We start from the raw sequence: 16,156 nt of genomic DNA on the forward strand, positions 1-16,156 counted from the left end.
TCTATTTCTGGATGAAGTGTCTGATGCCACTCGCCTCACGAAGATTAACAAGTTCTTTTCGCAAAAAAACAGGATAAATCTCCATCTGCTCTGTCTCTTGGATCGGAAACCAGCGAAACGTTAATTCGCCATCGCGCTCCAAACCATTAAACTGTGGTTCATTATAAAAGGAACGCCCTTCGGACAAAGAGATCACATAATAGAATCCCATCTCATGCATATCCTTGCCATCGTACTCATAAAAGTCTTCGCAAACAAATGCCAGCCTCTCTACCTGGATAGACACGCCAAGCTCCTCCATCATCTCGCGTCGAATCGCATCCTCTGTTGATTCATTCATCTCCACCCGCCCGCCAGGCAAGTTCCAGAAATCATCCTGCTTCGCCTGATGTAAAAGAACTCTGTCCGCATCCATCACGATACCGGCAACACGAAAGTTAAACCGGCTGTTGTCTTGCATATACGATATATTTCTGTTCAACGCATCAGTCATCTAGCCGCCCATCCCTCAACCAATCCATTCTGGAATCCGCTCACAAACGACGGAATAAACAACACGACTAGTAGAAGGAGGCTTGCGAACCCCCACCTGATGAATGATTTACGTTTACTAATCCCACCCAGGACGAACAACATTACCAGTACAACAATCAAACCTATCTCTACAACTTCCATCATCTTATATAACCTCCGTTATGTATCATTCTTAGTTGCCCATAGTTCTACCAATTACTCATAAAATTTGCCCATGTACATGATCTGTGCACAGCGCTTCCAGGAGTTATCAGGTTTCTCATAATGCGTTAATCCGTTAACGGATTCCTGGCTCCAATCTGCCGCAGCTTCCAAAAATGACTCTATCGAATCATGCTGCCATTCATCGGGACAGGCTTGCCGATCCTTGCTCAACGCACTCAGAAAAACAATAAAACTCTCTTCATCCTGCACCTCATTCACAAGCTCAAATAACGTCTTCTGCACCAGGTTCTATACCTTCTTTCATGTTGTACTTGTTAATCGATGTCCGCAATGATCCACTTTGCAGCATCACCATCCGCTTTCTTTTTCCAAAATACCATGATGGGGCTGTCCTCGATGTCCCCTTCTTTCAATTCCGTAATGATTACAACACCTTGATAGAGCTTTTTTTGTTCGGTAATCATAATGTCACCCATGGAGGTAATTTTGCGGACTGTATGATTCGGCATGACTGAGATTGGAGATTCCGGGGCAAACAGGCTCATATATCCCTTTTCATCTTGTTCATATAAATAACGCATACGTGCATTCATTAGTTTGACAATTTCCAGCTCATCACCAGAATACTTTCTCTCATCCACATATTCAGGCGGGACAACTTCATCTTGTGGCAAAGAGACTGCTGGTTCATCTTCATCCACAGATGATTCATCATTCGTACTTACCGGGATACCTGGTTTCTGTGCGTCCTCAGGTTCTGTTTTACTCTGACAAGCCGTTACAAGCAACATCATAACACCAAGAATCAAGGCTAACTTACGGATCATTCCACTTCACTCCCCCAGTTCGTTTTCAACCCATGACTTCCTGTCGCTGTCAAATTTTCTCCCAGGTACATCATAACCCATAATGTGGGATTTGCGAATGCAATGGAAACTAGTCTACTTCCAGAATACATTCCCCCTGACACAAAAAAACACGCTGCCTGCATGGATATCCATGCTATATGCAAGCGCGCTAACTCAATTATTTATTTACAAACCTATTCAATATCCCTGTACCCCTAACTTGAAGCTCCTTCCCATCCTCATCTTTCAAAAGATATTGGTAAGTTGATAAAATGCCCAACTTTCGTGAATGTCCATTAACAAACTGAAGCTTCTTCTCACCATCAGAAGTCTGCTCGGTAAACCTTCTACCATCAATCACATCATATGAAACATGAATTCCATACTCACTTTCAAGCCATGCCTCAAAATCTTTTTCATTTGGATTCGTTAGTGCCAAAATTCCAACCACCAGAGCCATCACAGCAACGCCAATCTGTAATCTTCTGCTTCTAGTTCTAGTTTTCCTATGCTGAATTACCATCTTAGCTGACCTCATTTCGTAAACCTTCACATCGTGTTAAAACTCAATACCTTTTTCCTATCTGTTAAGCAGCCCTTCATCAAACCATACATCCTCGTAATCCTCGGCAATCAAGAACCTCCATCCCGGAGCAAGTCCGAGATATCGATTAATCTTCTCATTCCACTCATCGATATGTGCAACATGTAGCGGTACAAAGAAATCATCGGCTGCCGAATATTCCTCGGCCCAAATGTACCAACCTGTGGTATCGCCTTCTGGCTGGATTCGCATCCCATGGATGGGTTCACGCTTCTCCTTCACGTTCCAGGCAATCCCCACCTTCATATGGGGTTCACTCGGGACGTAATCTGCATTGTATTTTTCACACAGCTGCTTCTGTACGTGTATAGCGCTCTCCTGCTTCACCATATCCCTCCTTCTTTGGCATCAGATACCGTAATAGGCTTTGTATCCTGATAACCATTGATCTTTGGAAAACTCCACAAAATCATATGGCTCGCACTGTCTAAGATATAGCAACTGTTCATTCGCTTGTTCGCCGCCCTTTTTGGCCAGATACACTGTTGTCTCTTCAAATCCTGCACCACAAAGTAGCTGCACATCAATATAACTGCCTGCGTCCTGATTTTTTCGCTTGGCCTGCCAGATCAGCTCTGTGTCCTCTACGCTACCGATAGCAAACAACATGATGCACAGTAGTTTGAGAACTTCATGATCCTCTGCTTCCCGATTTTCCATTTCTTGATGCACCAACTTACGAATCGATTCCCGATGTTTCTTGTCAGGCTCCAGTCCGTATATTTGCAAAAGCTCATCTTCATTCATCTCTGTCCACCTTGCTTACTTTAGAATGTCGTTTAACTCTTCCGCCTTTTTCCTGCTATCTATTCTAGCATAAAAATAAAATGCAATAACGTGTAGCACAATAGATAGTAGCCACATTCCAGGGAACCAAGGTGCGATCCATTCAAACATTTCTCTGGAAAACAACCAAATGATGAGCATGCCTCCGGCAATGTTACATGTAGAAGAGATAACGATATTCCATATGGGCTTTAATGTAAAATGGCTCCAGAGTGCCCTGTACATCACCCCGAACAACACCGCTGTAATGAGCGAAATACCTGCCACATTCCACAGAAACGACATTTGAATCGATTGGTCGCGGTAGAACAACGTCAGCAGTAGAGTCACCCAGAGTGTTTTGACTGTAAATACTTGAAAAAATGATTGTTTAAGCTGTTGTATCATGATAGTTTCCTCCTAAAGTTTTGGATATAAAACCGACTGACGGAGTAGCTGGAGCCATCGGTCAGGTTAACCTGAATTCTGGCATGTTCCACAGCTGAAAAGTTGCTGATATATGTGGTGTTAATCATCGTCTGATTGTTGATTCGTACGAACGAAGTATCTCGAAATTCTTTTTCTACATATTTCAGACGTTGGTTCAGCAAGTACCTCTCTCCTGTAATAACCCGTACCCCGCACATGCGATCTTCCGATTCAATGGCAATGACGCTGCTAAGTCTAATCTTCACCTGACGATTGTTTTTCGCCTGAATCACGACCAGTTCTGTCTCGGATTGACCAATCGCTTCCCGAATACGAGCCCACTTTGGTCGATCTGCTGGGTGAGTAATCACTTTTGCCTCGTTAGGCTGCATCTCCTGATTTTCTTCAAATATGACTTTCACATGCTGTCCTCCTCTCACCACTCATATTACATATCCGCTAGCACACTTCCCACGATATTGCGTTTTGTTGCATGAACCTGCTGTTATGTTGCATTTAAAAACAAAAAAACTACTCTTCAGAGTAGTTTTACGACCTTTAGCTCGTTTTTTTATGCCTCTCCCTTAACCTCTAAAACCAAGTCTTGATGCTGCCGAACCCACTCATTCATCGTTCGCCACGTTTCTCCGGATTTACTTAATTTGAACAACTCGGCCAATTCGTTCATAGGCATCATTAGGGAATTCATAGCTCCATCGAGTCTTATATTCCTCTAGCCCTAAGTCCCTCATCTTACTGAATTCCCGGTAAAATAATTTCGTTAGCTTAACCAGAGTTAATTCCTCTGACATCAGCAAAGTCCCTTCTGTGACCACCTGTGAGCTAAAATTGTCATGCATCTCGTACACCATAAACTGAATTTGAACTTGATTTATTTTTTTGATTCTGAATCGATACTCCCCTGGCTCCGTCTGCATCACCATGACAACTTCTTCCGAACCTTTATGTAAAACAAAGAACCCCACAGGCACATCCTGATGTAAAATAATAATCGGATCTTTGTCAGAATTCATCATAGCCTCATCGATCACATCAACAGGCAATGCCGTAAAGTGAACTTGTTCATTTTTAGCGTAAACCGGGTTAATTCCTGATGATATCGTTCTTCATAATGCACCAAACGAATGCCTTTTCCATGCGATTCTTCTCTCCCTTATCAGCAGGGCATTTGCTTATGCCCTTTTGCCTCTTTCCGCACAAACAAAGAAACAACAAGCGCAACGGAACTTACAAGTGGTAACCACGCCATCCAACCCATAATAATGAGTACAGGTGCCAGAGTCAGAATGACTCCGAAAAACACCATCAGCCGTAACTTATTCTTTATGCCTTTCATCGTCCAGATCAGACCTGTGCAAGAGAGGAGACGATCAATAAAGCAATGTAGTATCCATCCATCCTCCTTTTCCCCCTTTGAAAATAAATAAGCGTTTGGATAAACAGTAAACTCCGTTTATGACATCCGTTATCCGATCAAATAATCGACCACCGGGTACGAGATCACATTGCGATCCCGATATGTGGAGGATATGGCCTCGGGATGTGTGCTAAGAATGCCGTTCTGCAGCATCACGGGTCTGAATCCACGCTCCATGGCACCATTGTATGTGAACAGGACACATTCTTCTGCGGCAAAACCGGATACGATAAGCAGCTCAACGCCCTGATTTCTAAGCGTCTGCTCCAGATTGGTCTGCCAGAATGCATTGGAACTCTCTTTGGTGATTGTGATATCCTCGCCATCCACATCAATCTCGGGAATGACCTGATACTGTTCGGGTTCTGCTCCTTCCATGCCTTCCACATCTTGAATATGCACGACCACATGATCATTGGAGCGGAGCACATTCGCTACATGATTAATATATTCACAGGCATGGTCTATGGCCTTCTGATCCATCTTTTGACGCACGATGCTCTCTTGCATATCGATAATTAATAATCCTGTTTTCATCCGATCGCTCCTTCAACTTTTTAACGATTTGCCTCGTTGTTCTTTCTCTCCTGATCAGGCTAATCATCTCGAAATAACTCATGAAGCATTCGATCCCTATTTTCCAGGAAACTGCGAGTGATCTGATAGTGATCTGTATCCTCATACGTAATCTCTTGAATACATCCATCATCAAAACTTAAAATCTCCGCCCCTGGATATCCAAGCAGAATCGGCGAATGTGTAGCAATGATAAATTGCGAATTATTGGACAAATCATGGAGAATTCTAAGCAACGAGAGCTGCCGGGCTGGAGACAAGGCAGCCTCTGGCTCATCCAGCAGATAAATGCCCTTCGAACTAAAACGGTTGATGAATAAGTTAAGAAAAGATTCCCCATGGGATTGCTCATGCAGTGAACGTCCGCCATAATATCGAAGCGATTCCGGCATCTCATCGACATGGGATGCAAACTGGTAAAATGATTCAGATCGCAAGAAGAAGCCATTAGTTATCTTGGGTAGCCAGGCTAGTTTCAGGTAGTCTCCGAGTGAAGATTCTGATGCATGTGTCTCAAATACATTATTTCGTCCGCCCCCGGCGGTATTAAATCCACATTGATGAGCGATGCCTTCCAGCAGCGTAGATTTCCCTGATCCATTTTCACCAACGAAAAACGTAATGTTGTTCTTGAACGAGAGCCGATCCAAGGATTGAATCGATGGAATACTAAAGGGATATTGACCGGGTTGTTCAATCTTGTCCGACATCAATTCAACACTTCGAAGATACATGCTTCACCTCCTGTATTAGATTGATTCACGTTAACTACTCTATCCATCGTACCCTATAACCCAATCATTTGGAAACCGCTCCACACAAAAAAAGAGCGAGCCCATTGGCTCACTCCTTGCTTTGCTCATCCGTTTAGCTGACCACGTTTTTACGGAATAAGGCACCGCGGTTGGGAGCTACACAAGATGTTCGCGATCTTCAGGCAGATTAATATACGAACCTGCGCTGTGCCCAGTAACTGAACACAAAGATTGAGATTTCAGTCAGGATCTTGGCTGCCAGCAGCGGGATAATCAATTTCTCATTATAAAAATATAACAATCCGTAGTTTAGCAGTAGCACTAGCAGCATTAGCGTGAAATACTTCAGTAACGATTGCCGAACCTTGGAGCTTCGGCCTGCGGAGAAAACATATTTGCGATTCACGCTGTAGTTGAACATGGAGCTGCAGAGCCTTGCTGCAGCCACAGATAGAAACAAATGATGAGTGAAATACTGCATGATGAATAATAATCCAAAATCAATCAAGGCAGATAACAGAGAAGAAGTACTGAACATCAGAATCGGCATGTAAATACGGAATGAGTCTGCCAGAGGGCGAAAATGAGATGACTCATTATGATCCAGATAAACGGTATCAATAAATTGCTCTGTAATTTCATATCGTTCCTTATGCGCTGTAAGCAGCATGTTCATCTCATACTCAAATCGTTCCCCCGGAATCTGGCACAGCCAGTCCAGCATGGCATATGGGAATCCCCGAAGTCCCGTCTGTGTATCGTGTACCTTGCTACCTGTTGTTAGCGAAAATACGGCACGAGTAACGGCATTGCCCAAACGGCTGCGAGCTGGCACCTTGCCTGTAAATCGACGGCTCCCCAGCACGATTCCAAGGCTGGTCTGCGTAAGTAGCGTCTCAACAATCCTGCGAATATCATGGGGCAGATGTTGCCCGTCACTGTCTGCACACACGACCCCAGCCTGTGGGCCATGCTCTTTAATATGCTGAAAACCCGTTTTCAGTGCCCGCCCTTTGCCCTGGTTAACTTCATGAGTCAGTACTATACAACCGTATGCCTCTGCTGTATCAAATATACCGCGATATCCAGGCCCGCTGCCATCATCCACGATGATAATAGGGCCAAGCTTGAACGTCTGCAACTGCATCACAAGGTTCAACAAACGAACGTCAGGTTCATAGGATGGAATGAGGATCGTCATATTATTTCCCCTCCGTCAAATACAGAATGTCACTTACACCACGCTCCTGATTTCGTCCCAGCGGATTGTTCACCACTCTACCCATAAAATACATGGTTGATGAACCTCCACCGTCAAGGTTATACGCCTCGGTTGCACCCAGCTCTTTCAGCGTCTGGGCAAGCTCGGACAGCGTCATGCCCCGGCTGTCATCCTGTCTTCCATCAACTACAACAAACACATAATGGTTCGGGGCAATCATACCGATAGCTGTTCGGGGGTTAGCATCCTGAATGGAGCGGTTGCCAAAGTTATTGTCGATTTTCACACTGCTGAAATCACTGGTAATGTCACCGTTCTGCACCAGAATCGGCCCAAAAGATAACGTATTGGTTACCCCTTCTGCCAGCAGTTTAACAGAAGAAATTTCATTTTCGTTATAGGTTTGCATCGTCCCGTCATTGAACAGTGCTAACGCATCCCTTGTCGGGCTGTCCCGATACAACACTCCATTACGGATAATGACACCATCATCACGGAATCCGTAGTAGTCACCGTTTACCGCGAAGATCGCGTTGTTTGTCTCGGCAATCTCCGATGTGTCCTCCGTGATATTGGTGCCAAAGCTATTGTCCGCCAGCGCACTTCGTAAGCTTCTTGCGTCCTTAGCCTCTACATCAGCGACATAATACGTAATCTGATCCGAGCCGGAGCCTGTCTGCACCTTCTTAATCTGGATCTTCAGATTATCACTGGTATAATTCCAGTCATCTGACGTTGCATTCACATCGGTTGAAGGCTGTGTAGACGTTGTTGTATCTGAAGATTTTATATTCGTAGTTGTACTTGCAACTGCTGTGTTCCCGTCAGCAACAACGACCTGTACATGCTGGATCAGATATCGATCAGCCAGACTGTAAAGGATACCGCCAATCACCAATACTACAATGATCGTTATCGTGAGCCACTTGCGTTTTTTTCGCGAAACTGGATGTATATGTTGATCTTTCCGAGTTAGTTTTTCAAATAGCTTTACCATGTAACGTTCACCTCTTCATTTAAGTGTTAATGCCATATTAGGCCGGATAACTTAAATGAATCTGAAAGAGTGAGGTAAGATTGCAATAAAACACATATGAAAAAGCCCTCCGTTTCCTAATAAAGGAATTCAGAAGACCTCAGCTTTATTCAATCCATTACGTTACATAAATAATGCATCATAGGCCGGACACGGTCGCTTTTCCAAAAAGTCTGTCAATGCAGCCGGTTGCTTCACATAGATATCCTTTAGCGATGTTCCGTTATAGATGTTTCCTATCACCACCGGATGGCACAGCTCACAGATCAGGATGTCTCCATTGCCGTGCAAGTGTAATTGTTTGGTACCATCTACACAGTTCGAGAAGTACACCCCCGGCTGTTCACGCAGATTCAATCGTTCGGCAAACCGATCCATACATGTAAAATAGAGTGTCGTATCCGGCTTTTTATGTTCGATTAATGCTGTGACCGATTGAACCAGCGACTCCTTGGAGACAATCTGGCTCCAGTCGGTATGTGGCATCATGATGCTGTTCTGGATCTCATGAATGCGTACACCCAAGTCATAGACTTTATCGCTGATCGCCTGCATATCGTCCTGATTGCCTTTAAACAGCAAGGTTTCGAGAACAGTTTCCAACCCTAGTTCCGTGCATAGGCGGATGTTTTGCTCCAGTCTCTCATACATGCGTGGATGCACACGGTAGTAGGCAGCGTACGACTCTGCATCCGTATAATTGAAAGAAATATGGATGTTGGACAAACCTGCATCTCGTAACGCAAGGATTCTGTCCTCCGTCAGAAGGCTGGCATTCGTATTGAGTTGTGTATCGATACCATGTGCCGTACAGTACGTTACAATCTCCAAACAATCCTGATATTTCAGCGTCACCTCGCCGCCTGACAGGCGTACCCGCTTGAGATGTGGAAGCTCACGAATAATTCGGATAACCTCTGCGCTGTTAATACACTCGCCATCATCTCGATTGTAGGCGCAGCAGTAATCGCATTTATAATTGCAATTCGAAGTCACCCCTACCTCCAACCCCTCAAGCTCATAGACGCCGGGAGTCTCCAGTTCAAGTGCTTTGTATTTGTTTCTAATCGTCATATGCCCTCCCCTAATATCTTTTCAGCATTTCAGATCCACGTCCTGATAACCTGAAAATTATAGCGAAAGATATTCCGCAGGGGCTATGACATTATGTACGTTTAGGGAGGATTGCACAGAAAAACATAAAAAAGTAATCTCACTGGTGAAACTTGCTCCGTGCTCCCTCGATTATTTATTCAAAATCAGGATCATAGGCATATTCAAACGTTGCCAGCATTATAAAACGAACGTACCCTCTATCATCAAAATTCATAGCTATCGTGTTAATATCTTTATAAATTTTTCTCGTTTCTTCATAATTAAATGAAGATTTGACATGATATTCTCCATGTTTATTTTTATGCATGAGATAGGTAATACTTCCCACCCGTCCTTCACCTGATGGATCCATCATGCCCCCCTGCCATATTGCTCAATAACCTTATGTACTTTACTACCTAAACCTATTCCACTAGGTGTCTTATAAGTATTAAACCAGTCAGACCAACTATCTCTACTAATCATTATGGCGTCCACAATACCTTCCTTATAGTGGATTGTCATATCAGTATAATCATAGAACTCAGAATGCGCGTAATAGTTAGTTGCATAACCCAACTGCTTCTCAACCTCATCACGTGTAGATCCAAGTTTAATAGAGATCCCCTTTGATTTAGACTGTAATTGGAACTCATCCTCAGTAAAATGATCAGATACAGCGCTTTGAGTTGAGGCAGCTTTTAATCATTACCTGAGAGTATTAATAAAAATATAAATGAAACAAAGCATAACATTCGTTTATTCAAAATCTTCCCACCTTTCTGCAATTCATCCATTTGGCTTGAATGCGCTATAGTACACTTTTTTTCAAATCCAAACTGAATGATAGTTTTGATAACGATGCTCCTCTGAGCCTTTAATATCAAGGCCACAGCCTATTCTTTTGCCAATGTCCTTCCTGCCACTTATATTGAACACGTATATGTTTCCGCTCGGTATCCCCCTGCCAAAACTCTACTTCCTGTGCATGTACAGCATATAACCGCCAATGAGGTGCAGCGAAATCAGGGTTCTCCTGAAGTCGTTTCTTCTGAACTTCAATGGAAACATTCAACTCTTCCTCACTATCCAATAGCTGACTTTGGCGCTCCGTCATGGCTACTGCTTTGGCTCCAGGTTTGCGTTTCCGGAAGTCCATTGCCCCTGCTGCATCTCCCTCATCTTGAGCAATCCCCCTGATTCGAATCTGTCTTCCTAAAGAAGGCCAGTACAAGGTAAGTGCCACCCGTGGATTATCCTTCAGCTGCTGGCCTTTTCGACTGTCCAAGCTGGATGCAAAATAGAAGGTATCCTGAATCATGTTTTTTAAAATTAACACCCTCGCATCTGGATAACCATGTTGATCTACGGTAGAGAGCGTCATAGCATGGGGCTCTTTTACATTATTTTCGATAGCCAGTCTTAACCAATCCAGAAATAACTCTCCCGGCTGATCCGGTAGTTGTTCCATATTCCAAATTGGGAATGGTCCAGATAAAGATTTTAAATGATGCAACAGGTCTTCTGGTTTACCGCTCATCTGCCTGCCTCCTTCCTTCTTGAGTTTTGTATCGAGACACCGATAGCAACATGCAGAAGCTTATCTGCTTTACGGTCTCAAATGCAGAATTCTATTGGTGTCTACTATACTCCAGCCATTCTTCGTTTTCTCAACCGTATGAATGCTCGTGTTGTCGATGGGATAGAAGCTTGACGTATTGCTCCACTCTCTACTCGCCAGCACATAATACAGAATATTAATCACACCTCCGTGGGTAACGAGAAGAACATTGGATTTTATCTGCTTCGCCTCAATTTGCGTACATAGATTTTCGAACGTGTTTCTTATTCTAGTATAAAAATGAATCGGACTTTCTCCGCCCGGAAAAGCAGTACCCATCTGGAGCGTATTAAAATAAACTCCAGGATACTTTTCATCTGCTTCCGCATGGAGCATACCCGCCAATTCACCATTGTTCATCTCACGCCAGTCGGATGTATAGATGCCTTGAATACCTAATGACTCTTCAATCGCTCTGCTTGTCTGCACCGCACGGGGTAGATCACTGCTTATCATCGTTTGAATATCATACTGCTCTGCATGCTCATGCAGATACGTTCCTAGTGCTCTCGACTGAATAACACCGGCTTCGGTAAGTCCCCTTTGGCTCCAACCGCCCCGATAACCTTCTTCATCTGCACCATGCCGAACCAGAAAAATCTTCATTGTGTACCGTCACCTTTCGCTGTCTCATCATTTAACGAACAAACGTATTCTGCACCCGTTCAGATTTCCTAAAATACGGAATCCAAATCGCACAAGCAATGACAGAACGTGCAATGTCCCGAATTGAGCTTCCATCTTCGAGTTCTCTTGCCATCGGAATCTGATAGAGCAGCAAATAATCCACAACTCCAACGGTGAGGCTAAGACTGTAAAAAATAATCATCAGACGTGGAAGCCTTGCTTTTTTTCGATAGAAAGCAAGCATGACGTACACCGTAAATACCAGAAACAATATGTTAAACACAGCTTCAAAAATAATTACCGGAGCCCAAAGCGGGTGATAATAACCTGAATCCTTCGCAGTTAGAATCTCCCATGTCTCTGCGTTTAAGATAGGTAAAATAGACTGATTGATCTGTACCAGGAGCATAATTACTGTGAACCACAACCCAATCTGGATAAGGATCAGCCATCCTCCGAGCCCAGACACACCAAGTGGGCGGTGTTCTCTCATTGATTCTTGAAATGATTCTTGCAGAGGTTCTTGTTGCACTTCTAACACTTCCTTTTCCTTTTCTCATGCTGTTCATAAGCCATTATAGATTTCTTATAAAAATTTACACATCTCCCTTATTGTACTACAGGAGAGAAAAGAGGCATACCCAATTTTTCCCATCCTCCCTTTTTCGGAATCGTTATACTTTCACCATGTTCCGTCCAGTCTGTACATGTCATAATTCAACATATCAACAGCAGTCGAAGATGCTGCTTTACGCTTGCTATAATAATGAAGGAGGATTTAAGCCATGCCTGATCCAAAATTAACGTTACTGCCTTTTACCGACATCTCCAGTTACACCGAAGGTTTCGATATCGTCTCCGTACAGTGGGGACACGACGGCCTTGCATATATACTACTCATCAACAAAGTACCTGAACGAAAACAAGGCATGTTTGTGCAAACCAAACTCAACGAAAGTTATACGTACAAAGTGCTGATCGTATCGGATCAACATGTGGAGGAAGTTGTCATCTGGGGACAACAATATCACTATCATTACGTACAGCCTCTGCAAGAACATTTACTGCTGGTGGGAGCGCGCTGCACCTATTACGGGAAGGATCAATTTGATCTGAATGCCAAAGTGTGTGATAGGGAAGGCACAACGATTCGTGAATTTTTGCTAGGAGACGGGATTCAGAGTGTACAGGTGACAGAGCGTGGAACGATCTGGACCAGTTACTTCGATGAAGGTATTTTTGGCAACTATGGCTGGGATCAGCCCGTTGGAGAGAGTGGCTTGCTAGCCTGGGACGAATACGGGAATGTCCTCTATAAAAATAACAGCGCAGACATTGCCGACTGTTACGCACTCAATGTGGTGAACGAAAAGGAAATCTGGTTCTACTATTATACTGACTTTAAACTCGGCTGTATCACGGGTGGGGTCGAATTGAAGTCTACCCAAGTAACCTTCCTGAATCCGAATATATCAGGTTCCTCCGGTTTCTGTACAGATGGATATCATTTCCTATTTGATGCCGGGTACGGGAAGCATGGAACATTTATTTTCAAGAAAATGCAGAAGCCTGGTAGCCTTTCCAAGGGAACGAAGTTCACATTGTTGAACGAAAAAAAACGCCCCTTCCAACAGGCACGACAGGATTTCCGCCAGGATCACCTGCTGCTGAGTGAGGGGAACTTGCTGTATCAAGTAACGATGGAAGAGCTGTTATCTGTTATAGAGTAGCTTCCAATGAGCTGAGGAATGAGGAAAACGATTAGAAAAAAGCTTAAGATCATGCTTTAAAAGACAATCCCTCTTTTGGTTTCCGTTCCGCCTCACACTTGGGGCAAGTCGAACAATCACTCTTTTTAACAAAAGCATGCCCCTTCTCACATGTTCGTCGTGTTCCTTTATTGGTTGTCATTTGGACTTTCCTCCTCTGTAACCTCTATATCCATGAACCGTTTTAATTTGGGGAGAGTTTTCTCCAAAAACCTTTCTTTATTCCTAATCTGGATATATAGCACCATGCCATCTGGATCTTCCGGTTCAAAACCATGTTCTTCGGTATAGGACAGATAACTATTGAACTGCTCGGGCGCAGTGCCTTTACTAACGATAGCACAACTAAACCAGAAATCCGTTAATTCTAGAGCATTAATGATCTCTTCTTTTGTCTGTAATGCATACCATATTACATTCTTCAAATGCTGAGGTATATCGACATGCTTCAGCCACAACTTATTTTGAAATTTCACTCGTGGATAGATGAAGTTCTGTACAGCTTCTGGATACTCTTTCAATTCATGAAAGTCGTGAACATATTCATATAACAACTCCTCAATTTCATGTATTAATCCAGCATCCATGTCGTTCAGTTCCTGCTTGCGAAACTCTTCTATCCATTGTTCATTGGTTAGATTCGCTTCTTTATTGTAGGATTTACGCTTTAATACATCGGCTACTCTTGCTGTCGTTTCGTAATCGGGGCCCCATAATAAACCCGCATGGAAATATTCTACATTCATTTTCGAAATCATTGCTTTATACGGCTCTTTTGTTTCGCCATACTCTATAAAATGAAATAATATCTCTTCATCGTCTTCCTTGAAGGCTAAGATGAGTTCAGCTATTTCGGCGTTCGGCCCGTAGCCTAATTCATAGCCGATCTCCAGTCTCATGGGGTTCGATTTTAGAAATAGTTTCAATGTTGCACATCCTTCTTTATCCATTGACATATGGGCTTTCCCCCGCAGGGATTGTATAATACCTTTGATAAACAAGTGTACTAGAATGAAATTTAATTTTCAGGAGTGTGTTTAATGGATTTAAAAGAAAAGCTGCTGTTGATACAAGAAAACGAATATCAAGCACCTGCAGACGCATTCGAGTTGGTACAAGAAATGTTACATAACATTGGTACGTTGGACGCACAACTGCGTGATGAGTTGATCTATACAACCTTATCTCACTGGATTCCTGGCAGTACTCTAACTACATACGAATTAGAACATATTTTAACCACCGTTTTAGATCATAAGCATTTGCTTTATCAACTGGGGGAAGCCCAAGCTGATTCCGTATTCACACGTTCTTTTTCCATGCTGGTTATCCCTCTTCTTTTCATCAGACACGCAGAATCGCCTTTCCTGTCAAGTGGGCGCATTCATCAGATCAAAGACGCTGTCTTTCACAATGTACGAGAAGAAAGGGATTATCGCGGATATGATGAAACCAAGGGTTGGGCACACGCTATAGCTCATGCTGCTGATGCTTTGGAGGATTTGGACTTTTTCTCAAAGATCGCCCAGCGATTTTCGACTCCATATTTAGCGTGCAGTAGTTGTAGATATTTCTGAGCAGTCGTCGTATCACCATTCTGTAGCAGGAAATGAAAGGTTTCTTCACTCAAATGCAGTGCTGTTCTTTTCATATAGTATTCCACAATATCTCTAGGGCTGGTTATGTTCCGCATATATTCCACAGCTTCTTCCAGATGGGAGAGAAGTTCTTTTGAAAAGGTGACTAGGTCGGTGTCAGGTGTCAACGAGTAGCGGTCTGGAGCAGATGGGACAATCTCTTCAATCCGGCAGGTGAAATGAGATTGCTCCTCCATCGTTTTACCGCCTGATATCGTAGACTGCAACTCCGCCAACTCCTTGGAATGAATCATGCAGTTAATATAGAAGCGAACGTGATTGGCTGTATTGCCTTGGGACTTCTGAATGTTGAATCCGTAAATAAGACCGCCTTCGACTCTTTGAAAATTCAGAGCTTTTTTGGCATAACCGTGACGGGCAAATAGAGGTTTTACTTCGTTCTTGATGATCTCTTTAAACAGCTCCTGCAACAGAACTCCCTCCCTCTATGCCTCGATTTTATAAAAATAAGGGCCGCACATCGATTCATGCGTATGTACATACGTCCATGTGAACGCCTTGTCAAAGATATAGATATCCTGTTGCTCATCAAAATCGGCTGCGACGACAGCGCTGGCATTCTCGTAGATCTGGACAAATTCTGTGTTCTGATACATCACATACAAATCATTTTTCTCCTCCGCATCGAAGGCTGCTCGCGCTGCTTCACTTTCCAAACACTCCTGCTGTTCGTAACTGAACATATGCCATTTGTACTGGCTGTAATAAATCGTTTCTTTTAGAAGTTCATCCAGGTTGTGTGCAAACACCTCATCCCAACGCTGAATCATTTCCTCAGACTCCTCACAGAACTCAGTCACTTGCACACCTTTGTCTGCGATCATTTTCTCATACATATATTTGCGGTACACCATTTCAATTCGTGAGTACGCCACGTTGAGTTCACTTTCCGGTAGCACATCCAGCATCCGATTAATCTCTTCCCGAACCATGGGGAAACCTCCCTTTATGTAGATACGTTTGTAGATACTTTATAAAAACATTTATCGAGCATGAGATACGTATGTACCTATC

23 protein-coding genes are annotated in these 16,156 nt (G+C 43.4%); 2 read left to right on the plus strand and 21 right to left on the minus strand.

Annotated elements, in window-relative coordinates:
• Position 1: 1 nt before the first annotated feature.
• From ACR8BL_RS08600 to ACR8BL_RS08685, 18 genes are all read right to left on the minus strand, one after another.
• Positions 2-481 (minus strand): NUDIX hydrolase, encoded by a 480-nt coding sequence (locus ACR8BL_RS08600; RefSeq protein WP_434752219.1) that lies wholly within the window; start codon positions 479-481, stop codon positions 2-4.
• Between the two features lie 248 nt (positions 482-729).
• On the minus strand, positions 730-981 hold the full coding sequence (locus ACR8BL_RS08605; protein WP_434752220.1) for a DUF7660 family protein: 252 nt from the start codon (positions 979-981) through the stop codon (positions 730-732).
• Positions 982-1,013: 32 nt separating this feature from the next.
• The gene (locus ACR8BL_RS08610; protein WP_434752221.1) at positions 1,014-1,526 is read right to left on the minus strand and encodes a hypothetical protein; all 513 of its coding nucleotides are present in this window, start codon (positions 1,524-1,526) and stop codon (positions 1,014-1,016) included.
• A gap of 199 nt (positions 1,527-1,725) precedes the next feature.
• Positions 1,726-2,070, minus strand: coding sequence for a hypothetical protein (locus ACR8BL_RS08615; protein WP_434752222.1), 345 nt, complete (start codon positions 2,068-2,070; stop codon positions 1,726-1,728).
• A gap of 57 nt (positions 2,071-2,127) precedes the next feature.
• Positions 2,128-2,481, minus strand: coding sequence for an immunity protein Imm33 domain-containing protein (locus ACR8BL_RS08620; protein ID WP_434752223.1), 354 nt, complete (start codon positions 2,479-2,481; stop codon positions 2,128-2,130).
• 18 nt (positions 2,482-2,499) lie between these two features.
• Positions 2,500-2,898: a hypothetical protein gene (locus tag ACR8BL_RS08625; RefSeq protein WP_434752224.1), complete on the minus strand. Its 399-nt coding sequence runs from the start codon at positions 2,896-2,898 to the stop codon at positions 2,500-2,502.
• A gap of 15 nt (positions 2,899-2,913) precedes the next feature.
• Entirely contained in the window at positions 2,914-3,324 is a 411-nt protein-coding gene (locus tag ACR8BL_RS08630) for a hypothetical protein (RefSeq protein ID WP_434752225.1), read from the minus strand.
• The gene (locus tag ACR8BL_RS08635; RefSeq protein ID WP_434752226.1) at positions 3,321-3,767 is read right to left on the minus strand and encodes a LytTR family DNA-binding domain-containing protein; all 447 of its coding nucleotides are present in this window, start codon (positions 3,765-3,767) and stop codon (positions 3,321-3,323) included. Before ACR8BL_RS08635 ends, ACR8BL_RS08630 begins: the two co-directional genes overlap by 4 nt.
• 231 nt (positions 3,768-3,998) lie before the next feature.
• On the minus strand, positions 3,999-4,382 hold the full coding sequence (locus tag ACR8BL_RS08640; RefSeq protein ID WP_434752227.1) for a hypothetical protein: 384 nt from the start codon (positions 4,380-4,382) through the stop codon (positions 3,999-4,001).
• Between the two features lie 449 nt (positions 4,383-4,831).
• Entirely contained in the window at positions 4,832-5,320 is a 489-nt protein-coding gene (locus ACR8BL_RS08645; protein ID WP_434752228.1) for a cysteine hydrolase family protein, read from the minus strand.
• Between the two features lie 59 nt (positions 5,321-5,379).
• A complete protein-coding gene (locus ACR8BL_RS08650; protein WP_434752229.1) occupies positions 5,380-6,093 on the minus strand; it encodes an AAA family ATPase in 714 nt (237 codons plus the stop codon).
• Between the two features lie 208 nt (positions 6,094-6,301).
• The gene (locus ACR8BL_RS08655; protein ID WP_434752230.1) at positions 6,302-7,315 is read right to left on the minus strand and encodes a GtrA family protein; all 1,014 of its coding nucleotides are present in this window, start codon (positions 7,313-7,315) and stop codon (positions 6,302-6,304) included.
• A gap of 1 nt (position 7,316) precedes the next feature.
• A complete protein-coding gene (locus ACR8BL_RS08660; protein ID WP_434752231.1) occupies positions 7,317-8,333 on the minus strand; it encodes a phosphodiester glycosidase family protein in 1,017 nt (338 codons plus the stop codon).
• Positions 8,334-8,495: 162 nt separating this feature from the next.
• The gene (locus ACR8BL_RS08665) at positions 8,496-9,446 is read right to left on the minus strand and encodes a radical SAM protein (protein WP_434752232.1); all 951 of its coding nucleotides are present in this window, start codon (positions 9,444-9,446) and stop codon (positions 8,496-8,498) included.
• A 175-nt stretch (positions 9,447-9,621) separates the two neighbouring features.
• Positions 9,622-9,843 carry a hypothetical protein gene (locus ACR8BL_RS08670; RefSeq protein WP_434752233.1) on the minus strand — a complete coding sequence of 74 codons (222 nt, stop codon included), beginning with the start codon at positions 9,841-9,843 and terminating at the stop codon, positions 9,622-9,624.
• A 507-nt stretch (positions 9,844-10,350) separates the two neighbouring features.
• Entirely contained in the window at positions 10,351-11,007 is a 657-nt protein-coding gene (locus ACR8BL_RS08675) for a pyridoxine/pyridoxamine 5'-phosphate oxidase (RefSeq protein ID WP_434752234.1), read from the minus strand.
• Positions 11,008-11,076: 69 nt separating this feature from the next.
• Entirely contained in the window at positions 11,077-11,694 is a 618-nt protein-coding gene (locus tag ACR8BL_RS08680; protein WP_434752235.1) for a histidine phosphatase family protein, read from the minus strand.
• Between the two features lie 31 nt (positions 11,695-11,725).
• Entirely contained in the window at positions 11,726-12,208 is a 483-nt protein-coding gene (locus ACR8BL_RS08685; protein WP_434756642.1) for a DUF2569 domain-containing protein, read from the minus strand.
• 292 nt (positions 12,209-12,500) lie between these two features.
• Here ACR8BL_RS08685 and ACR8BL_RS08690 point away from each other — a divergent pair, with 292 nt between their 5' ends.
• The gene (locus ACR8BL_RS08690; protein WP_434752237.1) at positions 12,501-13,445 is read left to right on the plus strand and encodes a hypothetical protein; all 945 of its coding nucleotides are present in this window, start codon (positions 12,501-12,503) and stop codon (positions 13,443-13,445) included.
• Between the two features lie 167 nt (positions 13,446-13,612).
• Here ACR8BL_RS08690 and ACR8BL_RS08695 read toward each other — a convergent pair whose 3' ends face one another.
• A complete protein-coding gene (locus ACR8BL_RS08695; protein ID WP_434752238.1) occupies positions 13,613-14,440 on the minus strand; it encodes a hypothetical protein in 828 nt (275 codons plus the stop codon).
• 84 nt (positions 14,441-14,524) lie between these two features.
• On the opposite strand from ACR8BL_RS08695, the gene ACR8BL_RS08700 reads away from it, so the two are divergent.
• Positions 14,525-15,061, plus strand: a complete 537-nt coding sequence (locus ACR8BL_RS08700; RefSeq protein WP_434752239.1) for a DUF2785 domain-containing protein — start codon at positions 14,525-14,527, stop codon at positions 15,059-15,061.
• Here the strand turns inward: ACR8BL_RS08700 and ACR8BL_RS08705 are convergent.
• Positions 14,962-15,552, minus strand: coding sequence for a DUF4304 domain-containing protein (locus tag ACR8BL_RS08705; protein ID WP_434752240.1), 591 nt, complete (start codon positions 15,550-15,552; stop codon positions 14,962-14,964). The genes ACR8BL_RS08700 and ACR8BL_RS08705 overlap by 100 nt on opposite strands.
• A 15-nt stretch (positions 15,553-15,567) precedes the next feature.
• Positions 15,568-16,074 (minus strand): DUF4275 family protein, encoded by a 507-nt coding sequence (locus tag ACR8BL_RS08710; RefSeq protein ID WP_434752241.1) that lies wholly within the window; start codon positions 16,072-16,074, stop codon positions 15,568-15,570.
• Between the last annotated feature and the right edge of the window lie 82 nt (positions 16,075-16,156).

The organism is Paenibacillus amylolyticus, from assembly GCF_051136285.1.
GTDB lineage: Bacteria > Bacillota > Bacilli > Paenibacillales > Paenibacillaceae > Paenibacillus > Paenibacillus amylolyticus_F.